The organism is Buttiauxella sp. WJP83, from assembly GCF_027594725.1.
GTDB lineage: Bacteria > Pseudomonadota > Gammaproteobacteria > Enterobacterales > Enterobacteriaceae > Buttiauxella > Buttiauxella selenatireducens.
Genome location: NZ_CP110080.1, coordinates 3,017,439 through 3,034,339, shown reverse-complemented (window position 1 = coordinate 3,034,339; position 16,901 = coordinate 3,017,439). Strand labels below are relative to the sequence as shown.

General features: G+C 52.6%; 14 protein-coding genes. 9 read left to right on the top strand and 5 right to left on the bottom strand.

Annotation, left to right across the window (positions count from 1 at the left end):
* Positions 1 to 10 precede the first annotated feature (10 nt).
* The 9 genes from iolE to arnF all read left to right on the top strand — a co-directional run bounded on the left by iolE (position 11) and on the right by arnF (position 10,310).
* Positions 11 to 901 (top strand): myo-inosose-2 dehydratase, encoded by an 891-nt coding sequence (gene iolE, locus OH773_RS14165; RefSeq protein WP_270139446.1) that lies wholly within the window; start codon positions 11 to 13, stop codon positions 899 to 901.
* A 9-nt stretch (positions 902 to 910) separates the two neighbouring features.
* Positions 911 to 1,726 carry a 5-deoxy-glucuronate isomerase gene (gene iolB, locus OH773_RS14160; RefSeq protein WP_270139445.1) on the top strand — a complete coding sequence of 272 codons (816 nt, stop codon included), beginning with the start codon at positions 911 to 913 and terminating at the stop codon, positions 1,724 to 1,726.
* Positions 1,727 to 2,932: 1,206 nt separating this feature from the next.
* Positions 2,933 to 4,072: a UDP-4-amino-4-deoxy-L-arabinose aminotransferase gene (gene arnB / locus OH773_RS14155; RefSeq protein WP_270139444.1), complete on the top strand. Its 1,140-nt coding sequence runs from the start codon at positions 2,933 to 2,935 to the stop codon at positions 4,070 to 4,072.
* Position 4,073: 1 nt separating this feature from the next.
* Complete coding sequence (gene arnC, locus OH773_RS14150) at positions 4,074 to 5,069, top strand: undecaprenyl-phosphate 4-deoxy-4-formamido-L-arabinose transferase (RefSeq protein WP_270139443.1); 996 nt, start codon at positions 4,074 to 4,076, stop codon at positions 5,067 to 5,069.
* Positions 5,069 to 7,051, top strand: coding sequence for a bifunctional UDP-4-amino-4-deoxy-L-arabinose formyltransferase/UDP-glucuronic acid oxidase ArnA (gene arnA / locus OH773_RS14145; RefSeq protein ID WP_270139442.1), 1,983 nt, complete (start codon positions 5,069 to 5,071; stop codon positions 7,049 to 7,051). Before arnC ends, arnA begins: the two co-directional genes overlap by 1 nt.
* Positions 7,048 to 7,944 (top strand): 4-deoxy-4-formamido-L-arabinose-phosphoundecaprenol deformylase, encoded by an 897-nt coding sequence (gene arnD / locus OH773_RS14140; RefSeq protein WP_270139441.1) that lies wholly within the window; start codon positions 7,048 to 7,050, stop codon positions 7,942 to 7,944. Before arnA ends, arnD begins: the two co-directional genes overlap by 4 nt.
* A 4-nt stretch (positions 7,945 to 7,948) precedes the next feature.
* Entirely contained in the window at positions 7,949 to 9,610 is a 1,662-nt protein-coding gene (gene arnT, locus OH773_RS14135) for a lipid IV(A) 4-amino-4-deoxy-L-arabinosyltransferase (protein ID WP_270139440.1), read from the top strand.
* Positions 9,607 to 9,930 carry a 4-amino-4-deoxy-L-arabinose-phosphoundecaprenol flippase subunit ArnE gene (arnE, locus tag OH773_RS14130; protein WP_270139438.1) on the top strand — a complete coding sequence of 108 codons (324 nt, stop codon included), beginning with the start codon at positions 9,607 to 9,609 and terminating at the stop codon, positions 9,928 to 9,930. Before arnT ends, arnE begins: the two co-directional genes overlap by 4 nt.
* Positions 9,930 to 10,310: a 4-amino-4-deoxy-L-arabinose-phosphoundecaprenol flippase subunit ArnF gene (gene arnF / locus OH773_RS14125; RefSeq protein WP_270139437.1), complete on the top strand. Its 381-nt coding sequence runs from the start codon at positions 9,930 to 9,932 to the stop codon at positions 10,308 to 10,310. Before arnE ends, arnF begins: the two co-directional genes overlap by 1 nt.
* A 48-nt stretch (positions 10,311 to 10,358) precedes the next feature.
* Here arnF and OH773_RS14120 read toward each other — a convergent pair whose 3' ends face one another.
* From OH773_RS14120 to OH773_RS14100, 5 genes are all read right to left on the bottom strand, one after another.
* A complete protein-coding gene (locus tag OH773_RS14120) occupies positions 10,359 to 11,429 on the bottom strand; it encodes an ABC transporter ATP-binding protein (RefSeq protein ID WP_270139436.1) in 1,071 nt (356 codons plus the stop codon).
* Positions 11,422 to 13,191 carry an ABC transporter permease gene (locus tag OH773_RS14115; RefSeq protein WP_270139435.1) on the bottom strand — a complete coding sequence of 590 codons (1,770 nt, stop codon included), beginning with the start codon at positions 13,189 to 13,191 and terminating at the stop codon, positions 11,422 to 11,424. The genes OH773_RS14120 and OH773_RS14115 overlap by 8 nt, the downstream gene beginning before the upstream one ends.
* Positions 13,192 to 13,282: 91 nt before the next feature.
* Positions 13,283 to 14,371 carry an ABC transporter substrate-binding protein gene (locus OH773_RS14110; RefSeq protein ID WP_270139434.1) on the bottom strand — a complete coding sequence of 363 codons (1,089 nt, stop codon included), beginning with the start codon at positions 14,369 to 14,371 and terminating at the stop codon, positions 13,283 to 13,285.
* A 176-nt stretch (positions 14,372 to 14,547) separates the two neighbouring features.
* The gene (locus OH773_RS14105; protein WP_270139433.1) at positions 14,548 to 15,246 is read right to left on the bottom strand and encodes a response regulator; all 699 of its coding nucleotides are present in this window, start codon (positions 15,244 to 15,246) and stop codon (positions 14,548 to 14,550) included.
* The gene (locus tag OH773_RS14100; RefSeq protein ID WP_270139432.1) at positions 15,239 to 16,891 is read right to left on the bottom strand and encodes an ATP-binding protein; all 1,653 of its coding nucleotides are present in this window, start codon (positions 16,889 to 16,891) and stop codon (positions 15,239 to 15,241) included. The genes OH773_RS14105 and OH773_RS14100 overlap by 8 nt, the downstream gene beginning before the upstream one ends.
* Positions 16,892 to 16,901: the final 10 nt, after the last annotated feature.

Genomic DNA, 16,901 nt, shown 5'->3' with positions numbered 1-16,901 from the left:
GGAGAAGACTATGACTGTGCAATTAGGCATTAATCCACTGACATGGACCAACGACGACCTGCCATCACTTGGCGCGGAAACCTCCCTTGAAACCTGTTTGAGCGAAGGTAAACAAGCCGGTTTTGCGGGTTTTGAATTGGGTAACAAATTCCCACGTGAAGCGCGCCTGCTGGGGCCGATTCTGCAAAGCCATAACCTGCAACTGGTCTCTGGCTGGTACTCGGGCCGCTTGCTGGAGCGCAGCGTGGAAGAGGAGATTGCCGCCGTACAGCCGCATCTGACGCTACTGCGTGAACTGGGGGCTAAGGTGCTGGTGTTTGCTGAGGTTAGCCAATGTATCCACGGCGAGCAGCAAACCCCCGTACATCTGCGCCCGCGTTTTCCGCACGAACGTTGGGCGGAGTATGGCGAAAAGCTGACCGAGTTCGCGCGATACACCCAGAAGCAGGGGGTGCAGATTGCCTATCATCACCATATGGGTACGGTGATTGAGTCCGCAGAGGATGTCGATAACCTGATGACCCACACGGGCGAAGAAGTGGGGCTGTTGCTGGATACCGGCCACCTGACATTTGCCGGGGCTGACCCGCTACAGGTCGCACAGCGTTGGGCTTCGCGTATTAACCATGTCCATTGCAAAGACGTGCGTGCCGATGTGCTGGCAGAAGTCAAAAACCGTAAAACCAGCTTCCTCGATGCGGTGCTCAACGGTGTCTTCACCGTGCCCGGCGACGGCTGTGTGGATTACGCGCCGATCATGGCACTGCTCAAAGAGCACCACTATCAGGGCTGGTTAGTGGTGGAAGCCGAGCAGGATCCGGCCATAGCGCATCCACTGACGTATGCAACGCTCGGTTATAACAATCTGAGCCGCTTTGCGCGTAACGCCGGGCTTATCTAAGGAGGTTGTATGTCGCGTTTATTATCGCGCTGGCAGTCCCCGGATGCACAAGGACGCACGCAATGTGTCACGCCGGAGCGCGCGGGCTGGGGCTATGTTGGCTTTGAGGTTTTTGAGCTCACAGAAGGTCAGCAACTGAACTTGCCTGCGGTGGGTGAAGAGCGCTGTCTGGTGTTGGTCGCCGGACGTGCGTCCATCAGCACGCCGACGGCAGACTTTGCCGATATCGGTGAAAGGATGAGCCCGTTTGAGCGTAAAAAACCGTGGGCGGTCTACGTTACGTCTGGTGAAACCGTGCATATACAGGCGCTGACCCGACTGGAGTTGGCTGTGTGCGCAGCCCCTGGCAAAGGAACCTGGCCGACCCGGCTTATCGCACCGCAGGACATTAACGCGCAAGCCCGCGGTAAGGGGCATAACCAGCGCTATGTACACAATATTCTGCCGGAGGATAAAGCCGCCGATAGCCTGCTTGTCGTGGAGGTCTGGACCAACGAAGGATGCACCAGTTCGTATCCCAGCCATAAACACGACACCGACAATCCGCCGCAGGAAACCTACCTTGAGGAGACCTATTATCATCGTCTCAATCCGGAGCAGGGGTTCTGCATGCAGCGCGTGTATACCGATGACCGGACGCTCGATGAATGTATGGCTGTCTACAATCGTGATGTGGTGATGGTGCCGAAAGGGTATCACCCGGTGGCAACGATGGCGGGGTACGACAGTTACTACCTCAACGTGATGGCCGGGCCGGTACGCAAATGGATGTTTACGTGGGAAGCGGATCACGCGTGGATTAATCATGACTATCCGCGAGAGTAAACCGTGGGATCGGTAAGCCTCTCAGGTTTTCCGTTCACCCGTACGACTGGTTATCTCTGTCACCACAGCTCACGGTGAACGTGCCAGGAGGATTACGCCATCCTCCTGGCAACCTCGGCGCCCGGTTTTAAATTGCCGCTACGCGGTAAACCCCAGCTTATCCCCAACGTTCAGGGTCGTTCGCGACTCGTTTATTCGTCACATCCCTGTGACGAACCACTTCGTGGCCAACGTAAACGTTGTTCAAAAATGTTCCTGACATTTTTGTCCGACGATCGCTCACTGGCGTGGTTCCCGACCACGCCACCCTGACTTATGGGGAACGCTGGGGCAATTTATACCGGGAACAAAGTCAACACCGGTTGGGCTTTTGACTGTGTGTTTTGATGTTGACCTTTGAGTCCGGCATAAATCGCCTTCATTTTTACTTTAACGGACGGGTCACGTCGTCGGGAACGACGTGAGGTTGTGATCGCCGGGAGCGAATCACAACCGACCCAGGACGGTGAAGGAAAAATGGAGGTCCCCGCGCAGCGGCGATTTAGAGCCGGGAGCCGGGATTATCAAGGGTGCCGCGGCGGCACCCTTGATACGTTCACCGGTTCGGTGGCCACATAAAACGGAAGACTTCGAGTGAACGGAACCATCACAAATTCCAATATAAACCCTTCACTCTCATCTCAAATATGTGACTAAGAGAAAAAAGGCGATTGCTCAGATTGCCCCTCAAAATTCGACACTTACTTTATTGCTGTGTTTCCAATGCTGCCCGCTTTTTAACCGTGCAATCGGTAATTCGCAACCGGAGGTAAATAACAGAAATTTTAGTTACTCCCCACCAACCTTAATTTAACCTTAATTTATTCACTTAAAACAGTTAACTTCTCCTCACTCCCCGCAGATGACTGAAAGATGAAAGGATTCTTGCAGTTATGTGAATTTGTGACAAATTTGAGATGCCCGTCACTTATTTTAATCACGCAAATTTATTTATTCCAGCCTCCCCATTCTTAATATTGAGCTAAGAAAACTCTGTTAGGTTGTTTTTAATTTAGCTGCGGTTTAGATAGCAGCTTGTTGAATCAGTCATGTTGTACTTTTATTTATATTATTTATTACATGATGAATGCCTTCATGCGTTTTCTAATGGGCGAATCACGATGTGGACAACGTTTATGCTGTGCTTGCCAATGATGGGATTATCTAATGAGTGAATTTCTACCGTTCTCGCGTCCCGCTATGGGGCCAGAAGAGCTGTCCGCTGTCAGTGAAGTTTTGCAATCAGGCTGGATTACCACAGGGCCAAAAAATCAGCTGCTTGAACAAGCATTTTGCGAACTGACCGGGAATAAACACGCGATAGCCGTCAGTTCCGCCACGGCGGGGATGCACGTCGCGTTGATGGCGTTGGGAATACAGGCGGGTGATGAGGTGATAACACCTTCGCTGACCTGGGTTTCGACCCTGAATATGATTGTGCTGCTGGGCGCTGAGCCGGTGATGATCGACGTTGACCGCGACACGCTGATGGTGACCGCAGAAAGTATTGAGGCCGCGATAACCCCGCGTACTCGCGCGATTATTCCGGTCCATTATGCCGGTGCGCCAGTGGACATTGACGCTATCCGCGCGGTAGGTGAACGCCACGGTATTCCAGTGATTGAAGACGCGGCACATGCTGCTGGAACCGGGTATAAAGGCAAACATGTGGGCGACCGTGGGACGGCAATATTCTCGTTCCACGCCATTAAAAACATGACCTGTGCCGAAGGTGGATTGATTGTCACTGACGATGAGTCGTTCGCAAACAAGATGCGGAGCCTGAAGTTTCATGGTTTAGGTGTTGATGCATTTGACAGACAAACGCTCGGACGTGCGCCACAGGCTGAAGTGATTAGCCCAGGTTATAAATACAATCTTGCCGATATTAACGCGGCCATCGCGTTGGTGCAGTTAAAAAAACTGGAACAAAATAATGCACGCCGCACCGAAATAGCCGAGCGTTATCTGGCTGAACTGGTGAACACGCCTTATTTACCCCTTATCCACCCAAACTGGGCGCACAAACACGCCTGGCATCTTTTTATTATTCGTGTTGATGAAGCCCGCTGCGGTATTTCCCGCAATGATCTTATGGATGCTTTGAAAGCAAAAGGGATTGGCACCGGTTTGCATTTCCGCGCCGCCCACACCCAGAAATATTACCGTGAACGCTACCCGGCACTCTCTTTACCTGAAACTGAATGGAACAGTGAACGTATTTGTTCCATTCCTTTATTCCCAACGATGACGGATGACGATGTTACTCGCGTGATTACCGCCTTACGCGAAGTGGCAGGAAAATAATATGACCAAACCCGAAGCCATTCACAAAGTGTCTGTGGTGATCCCGGTTTATAACGAGCAGGAAAGTTTGCCTGAACTTATCAGACGGACAACGGCTGCCTGCGAAACCCTGGGAAAAGATTATGAAATTCTGCTGGTAGATGATGGCAGCAGTGACAATTCTGCGGACATGTTAAGCGATGCGGCCGAAGCGCCAGGCAGCCATATTGTTGCCGTCTTGCTCAACCGAAATTATGGGCAACACAACGCGATTATGGCGGGCTTTAGCCACGTCACCGGAGATTTAATCGTCACGCTCGATGCGGATTTGCAAAACCCACCAGAAGAAATAGCACGCCTGGTGGCAAAAGCCGATGAGGGCTACGACGTGGTCGGCACCGTGCGTCAGAACCGTCAGGATACCTGGTTCCGAAAACGCGCTTCACGCCTGATTAACCGCCTGATCCAGAGCACCACCGGTAAAGCGATGGGCGACTACGGCTGCATGTTGCGCGCCTATCGCCGCCATATTATCGACGCGATGCTCAATTGCCACGAACGCAGCACGTTTATCCCGATCCTTGCCAACACATTTGCCCGTAAAGCCACTGAGATCCCAGTGCATCACGCCGAACGCGAGTTTGGTGATTCGAAATACAGCTTTATGCGCCTTATCAATCTGATGTACGACCTGGTCACCTGCCTGACGACCACGCCGCTGCGCATGCTTAGCGTATTCGGCAGCATCATCGCGGTAATGGGATTTGCGCTTTCGGTACTGCTGGTGGTTTTACGCCTTGCCTTCGGGCCGCAGTGGGCAGCGGAAGGGGTGTTCATGCTCTTTGCCGTCCTGTTTATGTTTATCGGTGCGCAGTTTGTCGGCATGGGGCTGCTCGGTGAATACATTGGCCGTATTTACACCGATGTCCGAGCCCGCCCTCGTTACTTTATTCAACGCGTCGTTAGCCATGATGTTAGCCGCGATCCCGTTTCAACTTCTTCAGAGGAAAATCATTAATGAAAGCTGTCGTTTTTGCTTATCACGACATGGGGTGCGCGGGCGTTAACGCACTGGTCGCCGCCGGTTATGACATTGCCGCGATTTATACCCATCCTGATTCACCTGCTGAAAACCATTTCTTTGGCTCAGTGGCGCGAACGGCTGCCGAACACGGCATCCCGGTGTATGCCCCGGATGACGTGAATCATCCGCTGTGGGTTGACCGCATTCAGTCGGCTCAGCCTGATGTGATTTTCTCTTTCTACTACCGCAACTTGCTGTGTGATGAAATTTTAAATAGCGCATCCGTTGGCGCATTTAATTTGCACGGTTCACTGTTGCCTGAATATCGTGGCCGTGCCCCGCTGAACTGGGTACTGGTGAATGGCGAAACTGAAACCGGTGTCACGTTGCACCGCATGGTTAAACGTGCCGATGCAGGTGCGATCGTGGCACAAAACCGGGTGCAGATTACCCCGGAAGACACGGCATTAACGCTGCACCATAAACTGACTAAGACGGCGTCTGACTTACTGGAAGACATTCTGCCCGTTATCAAAACCGGGCATTTCCCGCAGTTCGAGCAAGATCACACGAAAGCCACCGTGGTTGGCCGCAGGACACCGCAGGATGGCTGCATCAGCTGGCAATCAACCGCCAGTGAAATTAATAACCTGGTACGCGCGGTCACTGACCCGTGGCCTGGTGCTTTTAGCTATGTCGGCGGCAGCAAATTCATCGTCTGGAAAGCGCGCGTGCTGGAAGGTTTACAGGCAGCGAAAGCGGGAACCGTGCTGTCTGCGAGTCCGTTAGTGATTGCCACCGGCGGCGGTGCGCTGGAAATCCTGACCGGGCAAACCGAAAATGGCGTTTATATGCAGGGTTCACAACTGGCGCAAAGCCTCGGTCTGGTGGCGGGCGCATTGCTTAGCAGCCAGCCTGCGTCTGTCATCAAACGCCGCACCCGGGTGTTAATCCTCGGCGTGAACGGGTTTATCGGTAACCACCTGACCGAGCGCCTGTTGCAGGACGATAACTTTGAAGTTTTCGGGCTGGATATTAGTTCTGATGCGATCAGCCGTTTCATTGGCAATGCGCGATTCCACTTTGTGGAAGGGGACATCAGTATTCACTCCGAGTGGATTGAATATCACATCAAGAAATGTGACGTGGTTCTGCCGCTGGTGGCGATTGCCACGCCAATTGAATATACCCGTAATCCGCTGCGCGTGTTTGAGCTGGATTTCGAGGAAAACCTGAAGATTATTCGTGACTGCGTGAAGTATCAAAAACGCATTATCTTCCCGTCTACTTCTGAAGTGTACGGCATGTGCACCGACAAAGTTTTCGATGAAGATAACTCGAACCTGATTGTTGGGCCGATCAACAAGCAACGCTGGATCTACTCGGTTTCCAAGCAGCTTCTTGACCGCGTGATTTGGGCATACGGTGAGAAAGAAGGTTTACGCTTTACGCTGTTCCGTCCGTTTAACTGGATGGGGCCACGCCTGGATAACCTGAATGCGGCGCGTATCGGTAGCTCGCGCGCTATCACTCAGTTAATCCTCAACCTGGTAGAAGGATCACCGATTAAGCTGATTGACGGTGGTCGCCAAAAACGTTGCTTCACTGATATCAGCGACGGTATCGAAGCGCTGTTCCGCATCATCGAAAACAAAAACAGCAACTGCGACGGGCAAATCATCAATATCGGCAACCCCGATAACGAAGCGAGCATTAAAGAACTGGCTGAAATGCTGTTGGCAAGCTTTGAGAAGCACCCATTGCGCAGCCACTTCCCACCGTTTGCTGGCTTCCGCGAAGTAGAAAGCAGCACCTATTACGGCAAAGGTTATCAGGACGTGGAACACCGTAAACCGAGCATTCGTAATGCCCAGCGCTTGCTAAACTGGACTCCAGGGGTCGAGATGGAAAAAACCATCGACGAAACGCTGGATTTCTTCCTGAAAACAGTTGAACTGACGGAACCTCAGGCATGAGAAAAGTTGGCCTGCGCATTGATGTAGATACATGGCGGGGCACCCAGCAAGGGGTTCCGCATCTTCTTGAGATCTTAAGTTTGCACAGTATTCAGGCCACATTTTTCTTCAGTGTCGGCCCGGATAATATGGGCCGCCATTTGTGGCGGCTGGTGAAGCCACAGTTTCTGTGGAAGATGCTGCGCTCAAAAGCAGCATCGCTCTACGGTTGGGATATTTTACTGGCCGGCACCGCATGGCCGGGCCGTAAAATCGGTGAGGGAAACGCGGAGATCATCTCTGCCGCGGCGGATCACCACGAAGTGGGCTTGCACGCCTGGGACCATTTTGCCTGGCAAACCTGGGCGGGTGTCTGGGACAACTCGCATCTGGAAAAACAAATCCGCCTCGGGCTTGATATGTTAAGCGCGATTATCGAACAACCGGTGACGTGCTCAGCCGTTGCCGGATGGCGTGCCGATCAGCGTGTGGTGCGGGCGAAGGAGTCGTTTGGTTTTACCTACAATAGCGATTGCCGGGGCACCACGCCGTTTCGTCCGTTATTACCCGACGGCAGTACCGGGACGGTGCAAATTCCGGTGACGCTTCCCACCTGGGATGAAGTGATTGGCCCAGACGTCAGCCGTGAAGGTTACAACCGTTTTATCCTGGATCGCATCAAGCAAGATACGGGAACTCCGGTGTACACCATTCACGCAGAAGTGGAGGGGATTGTCATGCGTCGGGACTTTAGTCAATTGCTGACCCTGGCCGCGCAGGAAGGTATTCAGTTCTGCCCGTTAAGCGAATTGTTACCGGAAGATTTATCCACTTTACCGCTAGGTAAAGTGGTGCGCGATGTGATCCCTGGCCGTGAAGGGTGGTTAGGCTGCCAACAGCACATTAAGAGTTAAACGGATGAAATCAACAAAATACTGGGCGCTTCTGTTATTCGGTTTTGCACTGCTTTACCTGCTCCCCCTCGAGTTTCGCGCCCTGTGGCAGCCGGATGAAACCCGCTATGCGGAAATTAGCCGTGAGATGCTGGCGGCAGGAAACTGGATAGTGCCGCACTTTCTGGATGTGCGTTATTTCGAAAAGCCGGTGGCGGGCTACTGGATAAACAACATCAGTCAGTTAATTTTTGGCCATAACAACTTCGCGGTGCGGTTTGGTTCGGTCTTTTCTATTACGTTAAGCGCGCTGATGGTGTCGTGGCTGGCGTTTCGTTTGTGGCGCGATAAAACCGTCGCCGTCATGTCGGGTGTGATTTTCCTGACCTGTCTGCTGGTTTATGGTGTGGGCTCTTACGCCGTACTCGACCCGATGATCACGCTGTGGCTGGTGGCCGCAATGTGCAGTTTTTGGCTTGGGGCGAATGCGCAAACGACAGCGGGAAAGGCGGGCGGCTATATTCTGCTGGGGCTTGCCTGCGGAATGGGCGTAATGACCAAAGGTTTCCTTGCGCTGGCTGTGCCTGTGCTGGGTGTGTTGCCGTGGGTAATCGCTCAGAAACGCTGGAAAGAGGTTCTGCTGTTTGGGCCGCTGGCGGTCATCAGCGCCACGCTCATTACGTTGCCGTGGGCGCTGGCTATCGCCAAAGCGGAACCTGATTTCTGGCACTACTTCTTCTGGGTTGAGCATATTCAGCGTTTCGCGGAAAAAGATGCTCAGCATAAAGCACCATTCTGGTACTACATACCGTTCCTGATTGCCGGGTGTTTGCCGTGGCTGGCACTGCTGCCTGGCGCATTAAAACGCGGCTGGCAGGAGCGCAAAATTGAAAGCGGTTCGCTTTATCTGTTGGGTTGGGTGGTGATGCCGTTGCTGTTCTTTAGCATCGCGAAAGGAAAGCTGCCGACCTACATTCTGCCGTGTTTTGCTCCTCTGGCTATTTTGCTGGCACGCCATGCTACGCAGTTGGTTTCATCGTCTCGTACGCTAAAAATCAATAGCTGGATAAACATCGTTTTTGGTGGGGTTTGTACGCTGGTCGTGCTGGTGGGACTGGCACCATGGGGCGTGGCAAAGCATCCGGTCTATGCCAATCATGAAGTTCTGAAGGTGATTCAGGCGAGCGTTGCGTTTCTGGTGTGGGCGCTGGTGGGCTATCTCACCTTGCGTAATAACAACAGGCTCTGGCAGTGGGCGGCGTTATGTCCACTGGGTCTGGCGTTGTTAGTGGGCGGCGTTATCCCTGACAAAGTTATCGATTCCAAACACCCGCAGGTCTTTATCGACGTGGTACGTCCGGAGCTCGAAAGCAGCCGCTACATTCTTGCCGATAGCGTAGGTGTGGGCGCAGGTATTGCCTGGGAATTAAAGCGTAGCGATATCACGATGTATGCCAAACCCGGTGAGCTGAATTATGGCCTGACAAATTTTGATGATGCAAAAGACAACCTGGTTTCCCGTGAGGATTTTGCCCGTTGGCTGTCGGTTCATCGAAAAGAGGGGAATGTCTCGCTGGTGATGCTACTGTCGAAAGATAAACTGCCGGAAGACCACTCTGTACCAGAGCCCGATCAGCTTTATCGCAAAGGGCGCTTCGTGCTCTTCTTCTACGAAAAAACACCATGAGTTATCTGTTCATTATGCTGGCCAGCCTGCTGAGTTGTGGCGGCCAGCTTTGCCAGAAACAGGCCACTTACAGGCGCGGTCGTCGGCATTTATTGGGCTGGCTGGCGTTCAGTGTTGTGCTGCTCGGCTGCGCCATGCTGCTGTGGCTACTGGTTTTACAGCGTGTACCGGTCAGCGTGGCTTATCCGATGCTCAGCCTTAATTTTATCCTGATTACGCTGGCTGCCCGTTTTATCTGGCGTGAAAAAATTTCTCTGCGGCATTGGTTGGGCGTGGTGCTGATCATTGCCGGGATCTCCATCCTCGGAGGGGCTGCCTGATGGGCTACTTCTGGGCATTGATGAGCGTGCTGTTAGTCAGTTGCGCTCAGCTCATTATGAAATGGGCGATGATGACGTTGCCTCTGGTTAATCATCCCTATGAACTGCTGACGGCATTTTTAGCCCTTAGCCCCGGTGCTGTGGCGCTGATGGTTGGCCTGTTTGCTTATGTCTGTTCGATGGGCTGCTGGTTTCTGGCTTTGCGCCGAGTGGCGTTGAGTAAAGCCTATCCGTTGCTCAGTTTAAGCTACGTGCTGGTGTGGGCTGCCGCGATCTGGCTGCCCTGGTTACATGAAGGTTTTAGTATGGGGAAATTGGTTGGGGTGGGCGTCATTTTTGTCGGACTTCTGCTGGTATGCCTGCCACAGAGAAAACGCTGAGATGAGTTTATGAATTTCAGGGGCGGCAAATGACCGCCCCTGAAAAGGTCAGACTTTAGGGAAAATCCAGACATGTTGCTCGGGTAACGCCAGATGGCAATGTTGCGGGTCACGAACCTCGCGGCCGTAAGCCCGGATGACAAAATCGTCGCCTGAAGTACGGAACAGATATTCCCAGCGGTCGCCGAGATACATGCTGGTCAACAGCGGCAATTCAAGTTGATTTTCTCCCGGGCCGTCCACCAGTTCCACTCGCTCCACGCGGATAACAGCGGTCGCTTCCTGGCTGACCTGTACGCCTTCTCCTGCCTGCCCCCAAAGACTCCAACCTTTTCCTTCAATGCGGGCTTTGCCGTCACGAACCTCAGTCACTTTGCCGTGCAAGCGGTTGTTGCTCCCCATGAACTCAGCGGTAAACAGGGTTTTTGGTGAGCCGTACATTTCCTGCGGCGTGCCTTGCTGCTCAATTTTGCCGTTGTTAAGCAGCAGAATGCGGTCGGAAATCGCCATGGCTTCGTTCTGGTCGTGCGTCACCATCAACGCCGATAAACCGAGTTTGATAATCAGTTCGCGCAGGAAGACACGGGCTTCCTCGCGTAACTTAGCATCGAGATTCGACAGCGGCTCATCAAGCAGGATAACCGGTGGGTTGTATACCAGTGCCCGGCCAATCGCCACGCGCTGTTGCTGCCCACCCGAAAGCTGATACGGATGGCGCTTGCCAAGATGCCCGAGGCCAAGTTGATCCAGCACCGCCTGCACTCGCTGGGAGATTTCAGCGGCCGACACTTTGCGCAGTTTCAGCGGGTAGGCGACATTCTCAAACACGGTTTTGTGCGGCCATAACGCGTACGACTGAAACACCAGCCCGAGGTTACGTTCTTCGGCAGGAATTTCACTGCGCGGTGTGCCGTCATACACTTTGTTGTTGCCAATGGTAATAGCGCCCTGCGTCGGCTTTTCAAGGCCGGCTACGGCCCGCAGCAACGTGGTTTTTCCGCTACCGGAAGGCCCGAGCAAAGACACCACTTCGCCGCGTTTCAAATTCATCGAAACGCCTTTTAGCACCGGGTTGTCGCCGTAGGTTAAATGAAGATTGTCGACCGATAATTCAATCATGTAATTTGACTCCAAAACGAAGGGCAATACCCAGACCTACCACCACCAGCAGGATGTTAATAAACGAAAGTGCCGCGACAATATCAATGGCACCCGCAGCCCATAGGGACACCAGCATTGAGCCGATGGTTTCAGTCCCCGGTGAAAGCAGGTACACACCCGTTGAATATTCACGTTCGAAAATCAGGAACATCAGCAGCCATGAACCAATCAGACCGTAGCGTGATAACGGGATCGTGACGTGGCGAGTGATTTGCCCGCGAGTCGCCCCGGTGCTGCGTGCGGCCTCTTCAAGCTCTGGCCCAACTTGCAATAACGTTGAGGAGATGAGTCGTAAGCCGTACGCCATCCACACCACGGTGTAGGCCAGCCAGACGCTGAAAATAGTGCTGCGCAGTGAACGTAACCAGACCACCAGGTTATCCCGCAGCCATTGCGACCACGGCATTCCGGAAAGCCAGCCAGATTTAAGCGCGCTATCGAGCCACATTGGCAGGAACAGGAACACCCACAAGAATGCCAGACCGGCCAACAGACCTGGAACCGCACGAGGCACGAGCACGCTGTAATCCAGAAAACGCGTCACGTTGTCAGGTTTGCGATGCATGGCGATACCGATAAACAGATAACAGGCCACGGCGAGTGCGCCGCCGATAACACCAATCGCCATGGAGTTGATGATGGCGCGCAGCAGATTGGGTTGTTCCCAGATATTGCGGAATGTGTTGAGCGACAGCTCATCCCAAAGGGAAACCCCAACGCCCCAGTTGGAGATAAAAGCGCGCAGCACGACACCCATCAATGGAACGCCAATGGTCACCGTCAGCCAGAATGCGACCACCGCACCCGCCACCCAGCGCCATTTCCCCAGCGGCAATGCACGCGCCTGCGACGCTTTACCTTTGACCGTGACGAAGCGGTTGGCGGTACGCATCAGGCGGCGTTGTAGCATCACAAGCGGAATCGTGATGCAAATCAGCACCACAGCAACCGCAGCCATCAAGTGATATGACGGCGTGCCGAGCTTATTGGTTAACTGATACAAATAAGTCGCCAGCACCATGTTGCCTTCCGGATCACCGAGTACCAGCATCAGCCCGAACACTTCCAGACCGAGGAAGAACAGCAAAACCGAAGCATAGAGAATCGACGGGCGCACCATAGGCAAACTGACTGCCGTCATCACCTGTAACGGTGATGCCCCAGCGATTCGTGCCGCTTCTTCAACATCGGAACCCACACTGCGTAGCGCAGAGGAGATGTATAGATAGGCGTGCGGAACGTGTGTCAGGCCCGCGATAACCACGATGCTCGACATGTCGTAGATGTTCCACGGCACGAAACCGAGAACCGACTGCGCCCACAGCGAGAAGAAACCCACGGGACCGGCGGCGACCACATAGCCAAACCCCAGAACCATTGGTGAGACAAAAATGGGCACCAGGATCAGCGGCTCAATCAAACGTCTGCCGGGTAAATCGGTGCGCACCATCAGAAACGCCAGAATCCCGCCAAGCGGAATGGCAATAATCACCAGTCCGAATGCCAGAATAAAACCACTTTTCAGCGCTTTGTAGAAATCAGGATCGGTAAAAATGAACCCGAAGGATTCGAGGCTCCACTCTTTTGACGGCGCAAAGAAGGGCGCGGAAAGAAAGCTTTGGATAACGATAAACGAGAGTGGGATGTAGATAACCAGCGCGGTTAGCAACACCACAATACCGCGCGGCAGGCTCTGCCACTTTCTGAGTAATGCACTCATACAACTTCCCTTCGGTTAGGAATCCACAGGTCAGTGATTCGGTTGAGCGAGTGCGGTCAACGCACTCGCAGCTTGAAGGATGACGGGTAAATTATTTTTGAGCAGCTTCACGCCACTGCTTGATGTAATCGAGACGCTTTTTAGGTTGCAGATACTCAAGCAGGCTTTCATCGACCGGGATAGGTTTGAGCGCACTGCCTAACATTTTGGTCATGCCATCAATATCGTTTTTGCCTTCGATATCGTTGCGGATGGACGGGATATCACCCTGATTTGCCAGAATACTCTGCCCTTTTTCAGACAGCACATAGTCCAGCCACAGTTTCGCGGCGTTGCCGTTTTGCGCTTGCTGACTGATGAAAGACACGCGTGACAACACCAGCGTGTAATCCTTTGGATAAGAGATGCCGAGCGAAGGATCGGTTTTCGCTCGGGCTTCTGCGTATGAGCCGAGGATGTTAAAACCAATCAGGTTTTCGCCGGATGACACGCGTTCCATCATGGTGCCGGTTGAAGACTGCACCGCTAACCCACCTTTGGCGACGTCAGCCAGAGTTTTGAAATAATTGGGATCGGTTTTGGAGTCCTGAACGGAAAGCATAAAGCCCAGACCCGATTTCTCGATATCGTAGGTGGTGACTTTTTTGCTGAACTTGTCGGTCTGGCTGGCAATCAGCTTCGCCAGTGCGCTATGGGAATCAGGCACTTCACCCGCCGGGATTAAACGTTTGTTATAGATAAACACCACCGGTTCGTAGGTTGTACCGTAGGCTTTATCCTTCCACATTGCCCATTTCGGCAACTGGCTCTGCTCAGGGGATTTATATTCTTGCGCATAGTCCACCGCCAGTTTCAGCGCGGTGTCCATTGAAGAGCTCCAGACCACGTCACCGCTGTTGCCACCCGCGGCTTGTTCGCTGATATAACGGTTGTACAGTTCGGTACTGTTCATGTCGTTATATTCAACTTTTATTCCCGGATAAGCGGCTTCAAACCCCTGAATAAGCGGGCCTGCGGCTTTTGTGTCGGTCGTGGAATAGATAACCACTTTCCCTTCTTTGGTCGCGGCATCGACGATTTTTTGATAGTCGGCCGGGTAGCCTTGCGGTAGAGCAGACATTGCAGATGAAGACATAAGGACAGCGGCAGTAATCAGAGAGATGCGTAATTTATTCGACATTATTTTTAACCTTCTAGTTACATTTGAAAAACTAAAGGTAAACATAACGCAAGCCATCTTTCAGGCAATGGGGGGATTTTTATATCTTCCTGAATTGTGATTCGGGGCTTTTTCCAGGCAATTAACACCATTAACACCACGGAAAGTGGTTTCAATCAGACCCCAAAAGGGGGCTTTTACACCCCGATTTTTTTGCGGTAAAGCCGTCGCGGATGGCCGATATTTCCATACTGCATCTCCACCACGATAAACCCCATTTCGACGCAATACTCCAGATAGCGGCGACCGGTCGTTTTGCTGATCCCCACCTCCTGCACGACCTGTTCTACGGACCAGGAGATATCAGGCTTACAGGTAAAAACAGCCTGTACTCGCTCAAGCGTATTGGGTTCAATCCCTTTGGTTGACGAGGCTGACGGGATATTAATGGCAGGAAGATTAAAAAGCCGGTCCAACGCGGTTTGATCCACCACTTTCACATGGCGCTTTGTTTCTACCAGTTGCATAAACCGTTCAAGTGAACTGCGCAGACGGTGGAAAGAGACGGGCTTGATGATGTAGTCAAACGCGCCGCTGCGCATGGCCAGGCTGCACGTTTGCATGTCGCTTGCGGCCGTAATGAAAATCACGGAGCAATCGAAGCTTTTCAGTAAGGGGCTATCAATTAACTCCACGCCTTGTCCGTCAGGTAAAAAGTTATCGAGCAACAGCAACGGGGGTTGATGTAATTCCACCAGGGCACGAGCCTGTTCAAGCGTTGCGGCAATCCCCACCACGCGCAGTTTGAAATTTTGCTCGATAAAGTCACGATGCAAACTGGCGAGGTAGGGTTCATCTTCCACGATGACGACATCAAACGCGCTGCTGTTACTCATGGTGTTGTCCTGTTGAAACGGGAGCGGGGAACGGAATAAAAACAGAAAATATCGTACCTTGTGGCGAATTGTCTGTGACTTCGATACTGCCGCCGGCCTGATTGATATATCCCGCAGCCAGATACAGGCCGATGCCATGATCCGAGCCTGCCATCTCATGAACGTCTGAAGGTTTGCTCGACACCCCTTGCTCAAAGATATGGGGTTTTAATGCATCATCAATACCGACCCCCTGGTCGGCGACTTCAATCAACAATTCCTGATTTCTGTCCGAAATATAAAGCTCTACAGGCGCTGCACTATTGTGGGCTTTTAGCGTGGCGTCGACCGCGTTATCCAGCAAATTGCCAATCACCGACATCAGTGCCGTTTCGCTGATACTCGAAGGAATGCGGGTGAGCTGGCAGGCGGGATCGAACGCCAGCTCAATCCCTTTTTCCCGCGCGCTGACGAATTTTCCCAATAACAGACCGCACAAACAGGGGGAAGTAATGCGCGTGGAGACAAAATCCAGCACCGCCTGTGCGCCCTCGGATTGCGCCTGAATGTAGCGCATTGCATCGTCATAACGCTGCATTTGCAGCAGACCGGCCAGTGTTGCGGTCCAGTTCAGTTGTTCATGGCGCATGATCCGCAGGTTGTCGGCATAGCGCTTCACCTGGCTCAACTGGCTGCTCAAGGTGTTGATGTCATTTTTGTCGCGAAAGCTAAACACCCAACCCCTTTCAGCGCCGGGTTCCACTTCGATAGGCACGCGGTTGACGATAACTTCGCGTTGATTCAATACCGTGATTTGATCGTGGAGACTACGGTTATCTACCGCGCTGGTTGGGTCAAAAAAAGTCAGCGGGGTTTGCACGATTTTCTCAATGGGTTTGCCAATGAGTTCATTTTCGGGCTGGCGAATATCCAGTAATTCCCGTGCGGCACGGTTAATTAAGATCAGCTGTTTCTCGGCGTTAACCGCAAATATCCCTTCATACATCGCTTCCAGCAGCGCTTTTTGTTGTAGCACCAGTGATGCGATCTCTTTGGGTTCCAGCCAAAACATCTGTCTTTTCACGTTGCGGGTAAACATCCACGAAAAAATAAACAGCAGTATTAAAAGCAACAGGCCGTATAAACCGGCTTGCCAGAGCAGACGCGCATTAATATTGGCGATGTAAGAGGTGAGGTAGCCGACTGAAACAATACCAATGACCTGATGGTTGGCATCGAGAATAGGGGCTTTGCTGCGCAATGAAACACCGATTCCCCCCTTACGCATGGAGATAATGGTTTTCCCCTGCAAAACCTCTGCGTTATCACCGCCAATCATCGGCAGATGTAGCCGCTCCGGTGATTCGGAGTGATAGAGATGCTGTTCACGCACATCGCCAATCACGATATAACTGGCATCACTTTGATTGCGCAGGGGTTGAATCAAACGTGCAATCTCTGACACATCCCTGGCGGCGACTTTCTCAGCAAGCCCTGGCATCAATGCAATCTGAGTGGCCTGAACCCGTGCGCGCTGGCCAAGATCTCGATGAAGCTGGCGGTCAAGAACATGAAACAAGATCGCCCCCAACAGGGCTAACAGCAGGCAGGAAAACCCTACCAAAGATAAAAAGAGTTTCACCTGAAAAGGTAATCTGCGTTTCATACAACCTGCT

Coding starts and splice junctions, on each gene's coding strand:
- iolB (WP_270139445.1), top strand. CDS start 911: ATGTCGCGTTTATTATCGCGCTGGCAGTCCCCGGATGCACAAGGACGC.
- arnD (WP_270139441.1), top strand. CDS start 7,048: ATGAGAAAAGTTGGCCTGCGCATTGATGTAGATACATGGCGGGGCACC.
- iolE (WP_270139446.1), top strand. CDS start 11: ATGACTGTGCAATTAGGCATTAATCCACTGACATGGACCAACGACGAC.
- OH773_RS14100 (WP_270139432.1), bottom strand. CDS start 16,891: ATGAAACGCAGATTACCTTTTCAGGTGAAACTCTTTTTATCTTTGGTA.
- OH773_RS14120 (WP_270139436.1), bottom strand. CDS start 11,429: ATGATTGAATTATCGGTCGACAATCTTCATTTAACCTACGGCGACAAC.
- arnA (WP_270139442.1), top strand. CDS start 5,069: ATGAAAGCTGTCGTTTTTGCTTATCACGACATGGGGTGCGCGGGCGTT.
- arnB (WP_270139444.1), top strand. CDS start 2,933: ATGAGTGAATTTCTACCGTTCTCGCGTCCCGCTATGGGGCCAGAAGAG.
- arnC (WP_270139443.1), top strand. CDS start 4,074: ATGACCAAACCCGAAGCCATTCACAAAGTGTCTGTGGTGATCCCGGTT.
- arnT (WP_270139440.1), top strand. CDS start 7,949: ATGAAATCAACAAAATACTGGGCGCTTCTGTTATTCGGTTTTGCACTG.
- arnE (WP_270139438.1), top strand. CDS start 9,607: ATGAGTTATCTGTTCATTATGCTGGCCAGCCTGCTGAGTTGTGGCGGC.
- OH773_RS14105 (WP_270139433.1), bottom strand. CDS start 15,246: ATGAGTAACAGCAGCGCGTTTGATGTCGTCATCGTGGAAGATGAACCC.
- arnF (WP_270139437.1), top strand. CDS start 9,930: ATGGGCTACTTCTGGGCATTGATGAGCGTGCTGTTAGTCAGTTGCGCT.
- OH773_RS14115 (WP_270139435.1), bottom strand. CDS start 13,191: ATGAGTGCATTACTCAGAAAGTGGCAGAGCCTGCCGCGCGGTATTGTG.
- OH773_RS14110 (WP_270139434.1), bottom strand. CDS start 14,371: ATGTCGAATAAATTACGCATCTCTCTGATTACTGCCGCTGTCCTTATG.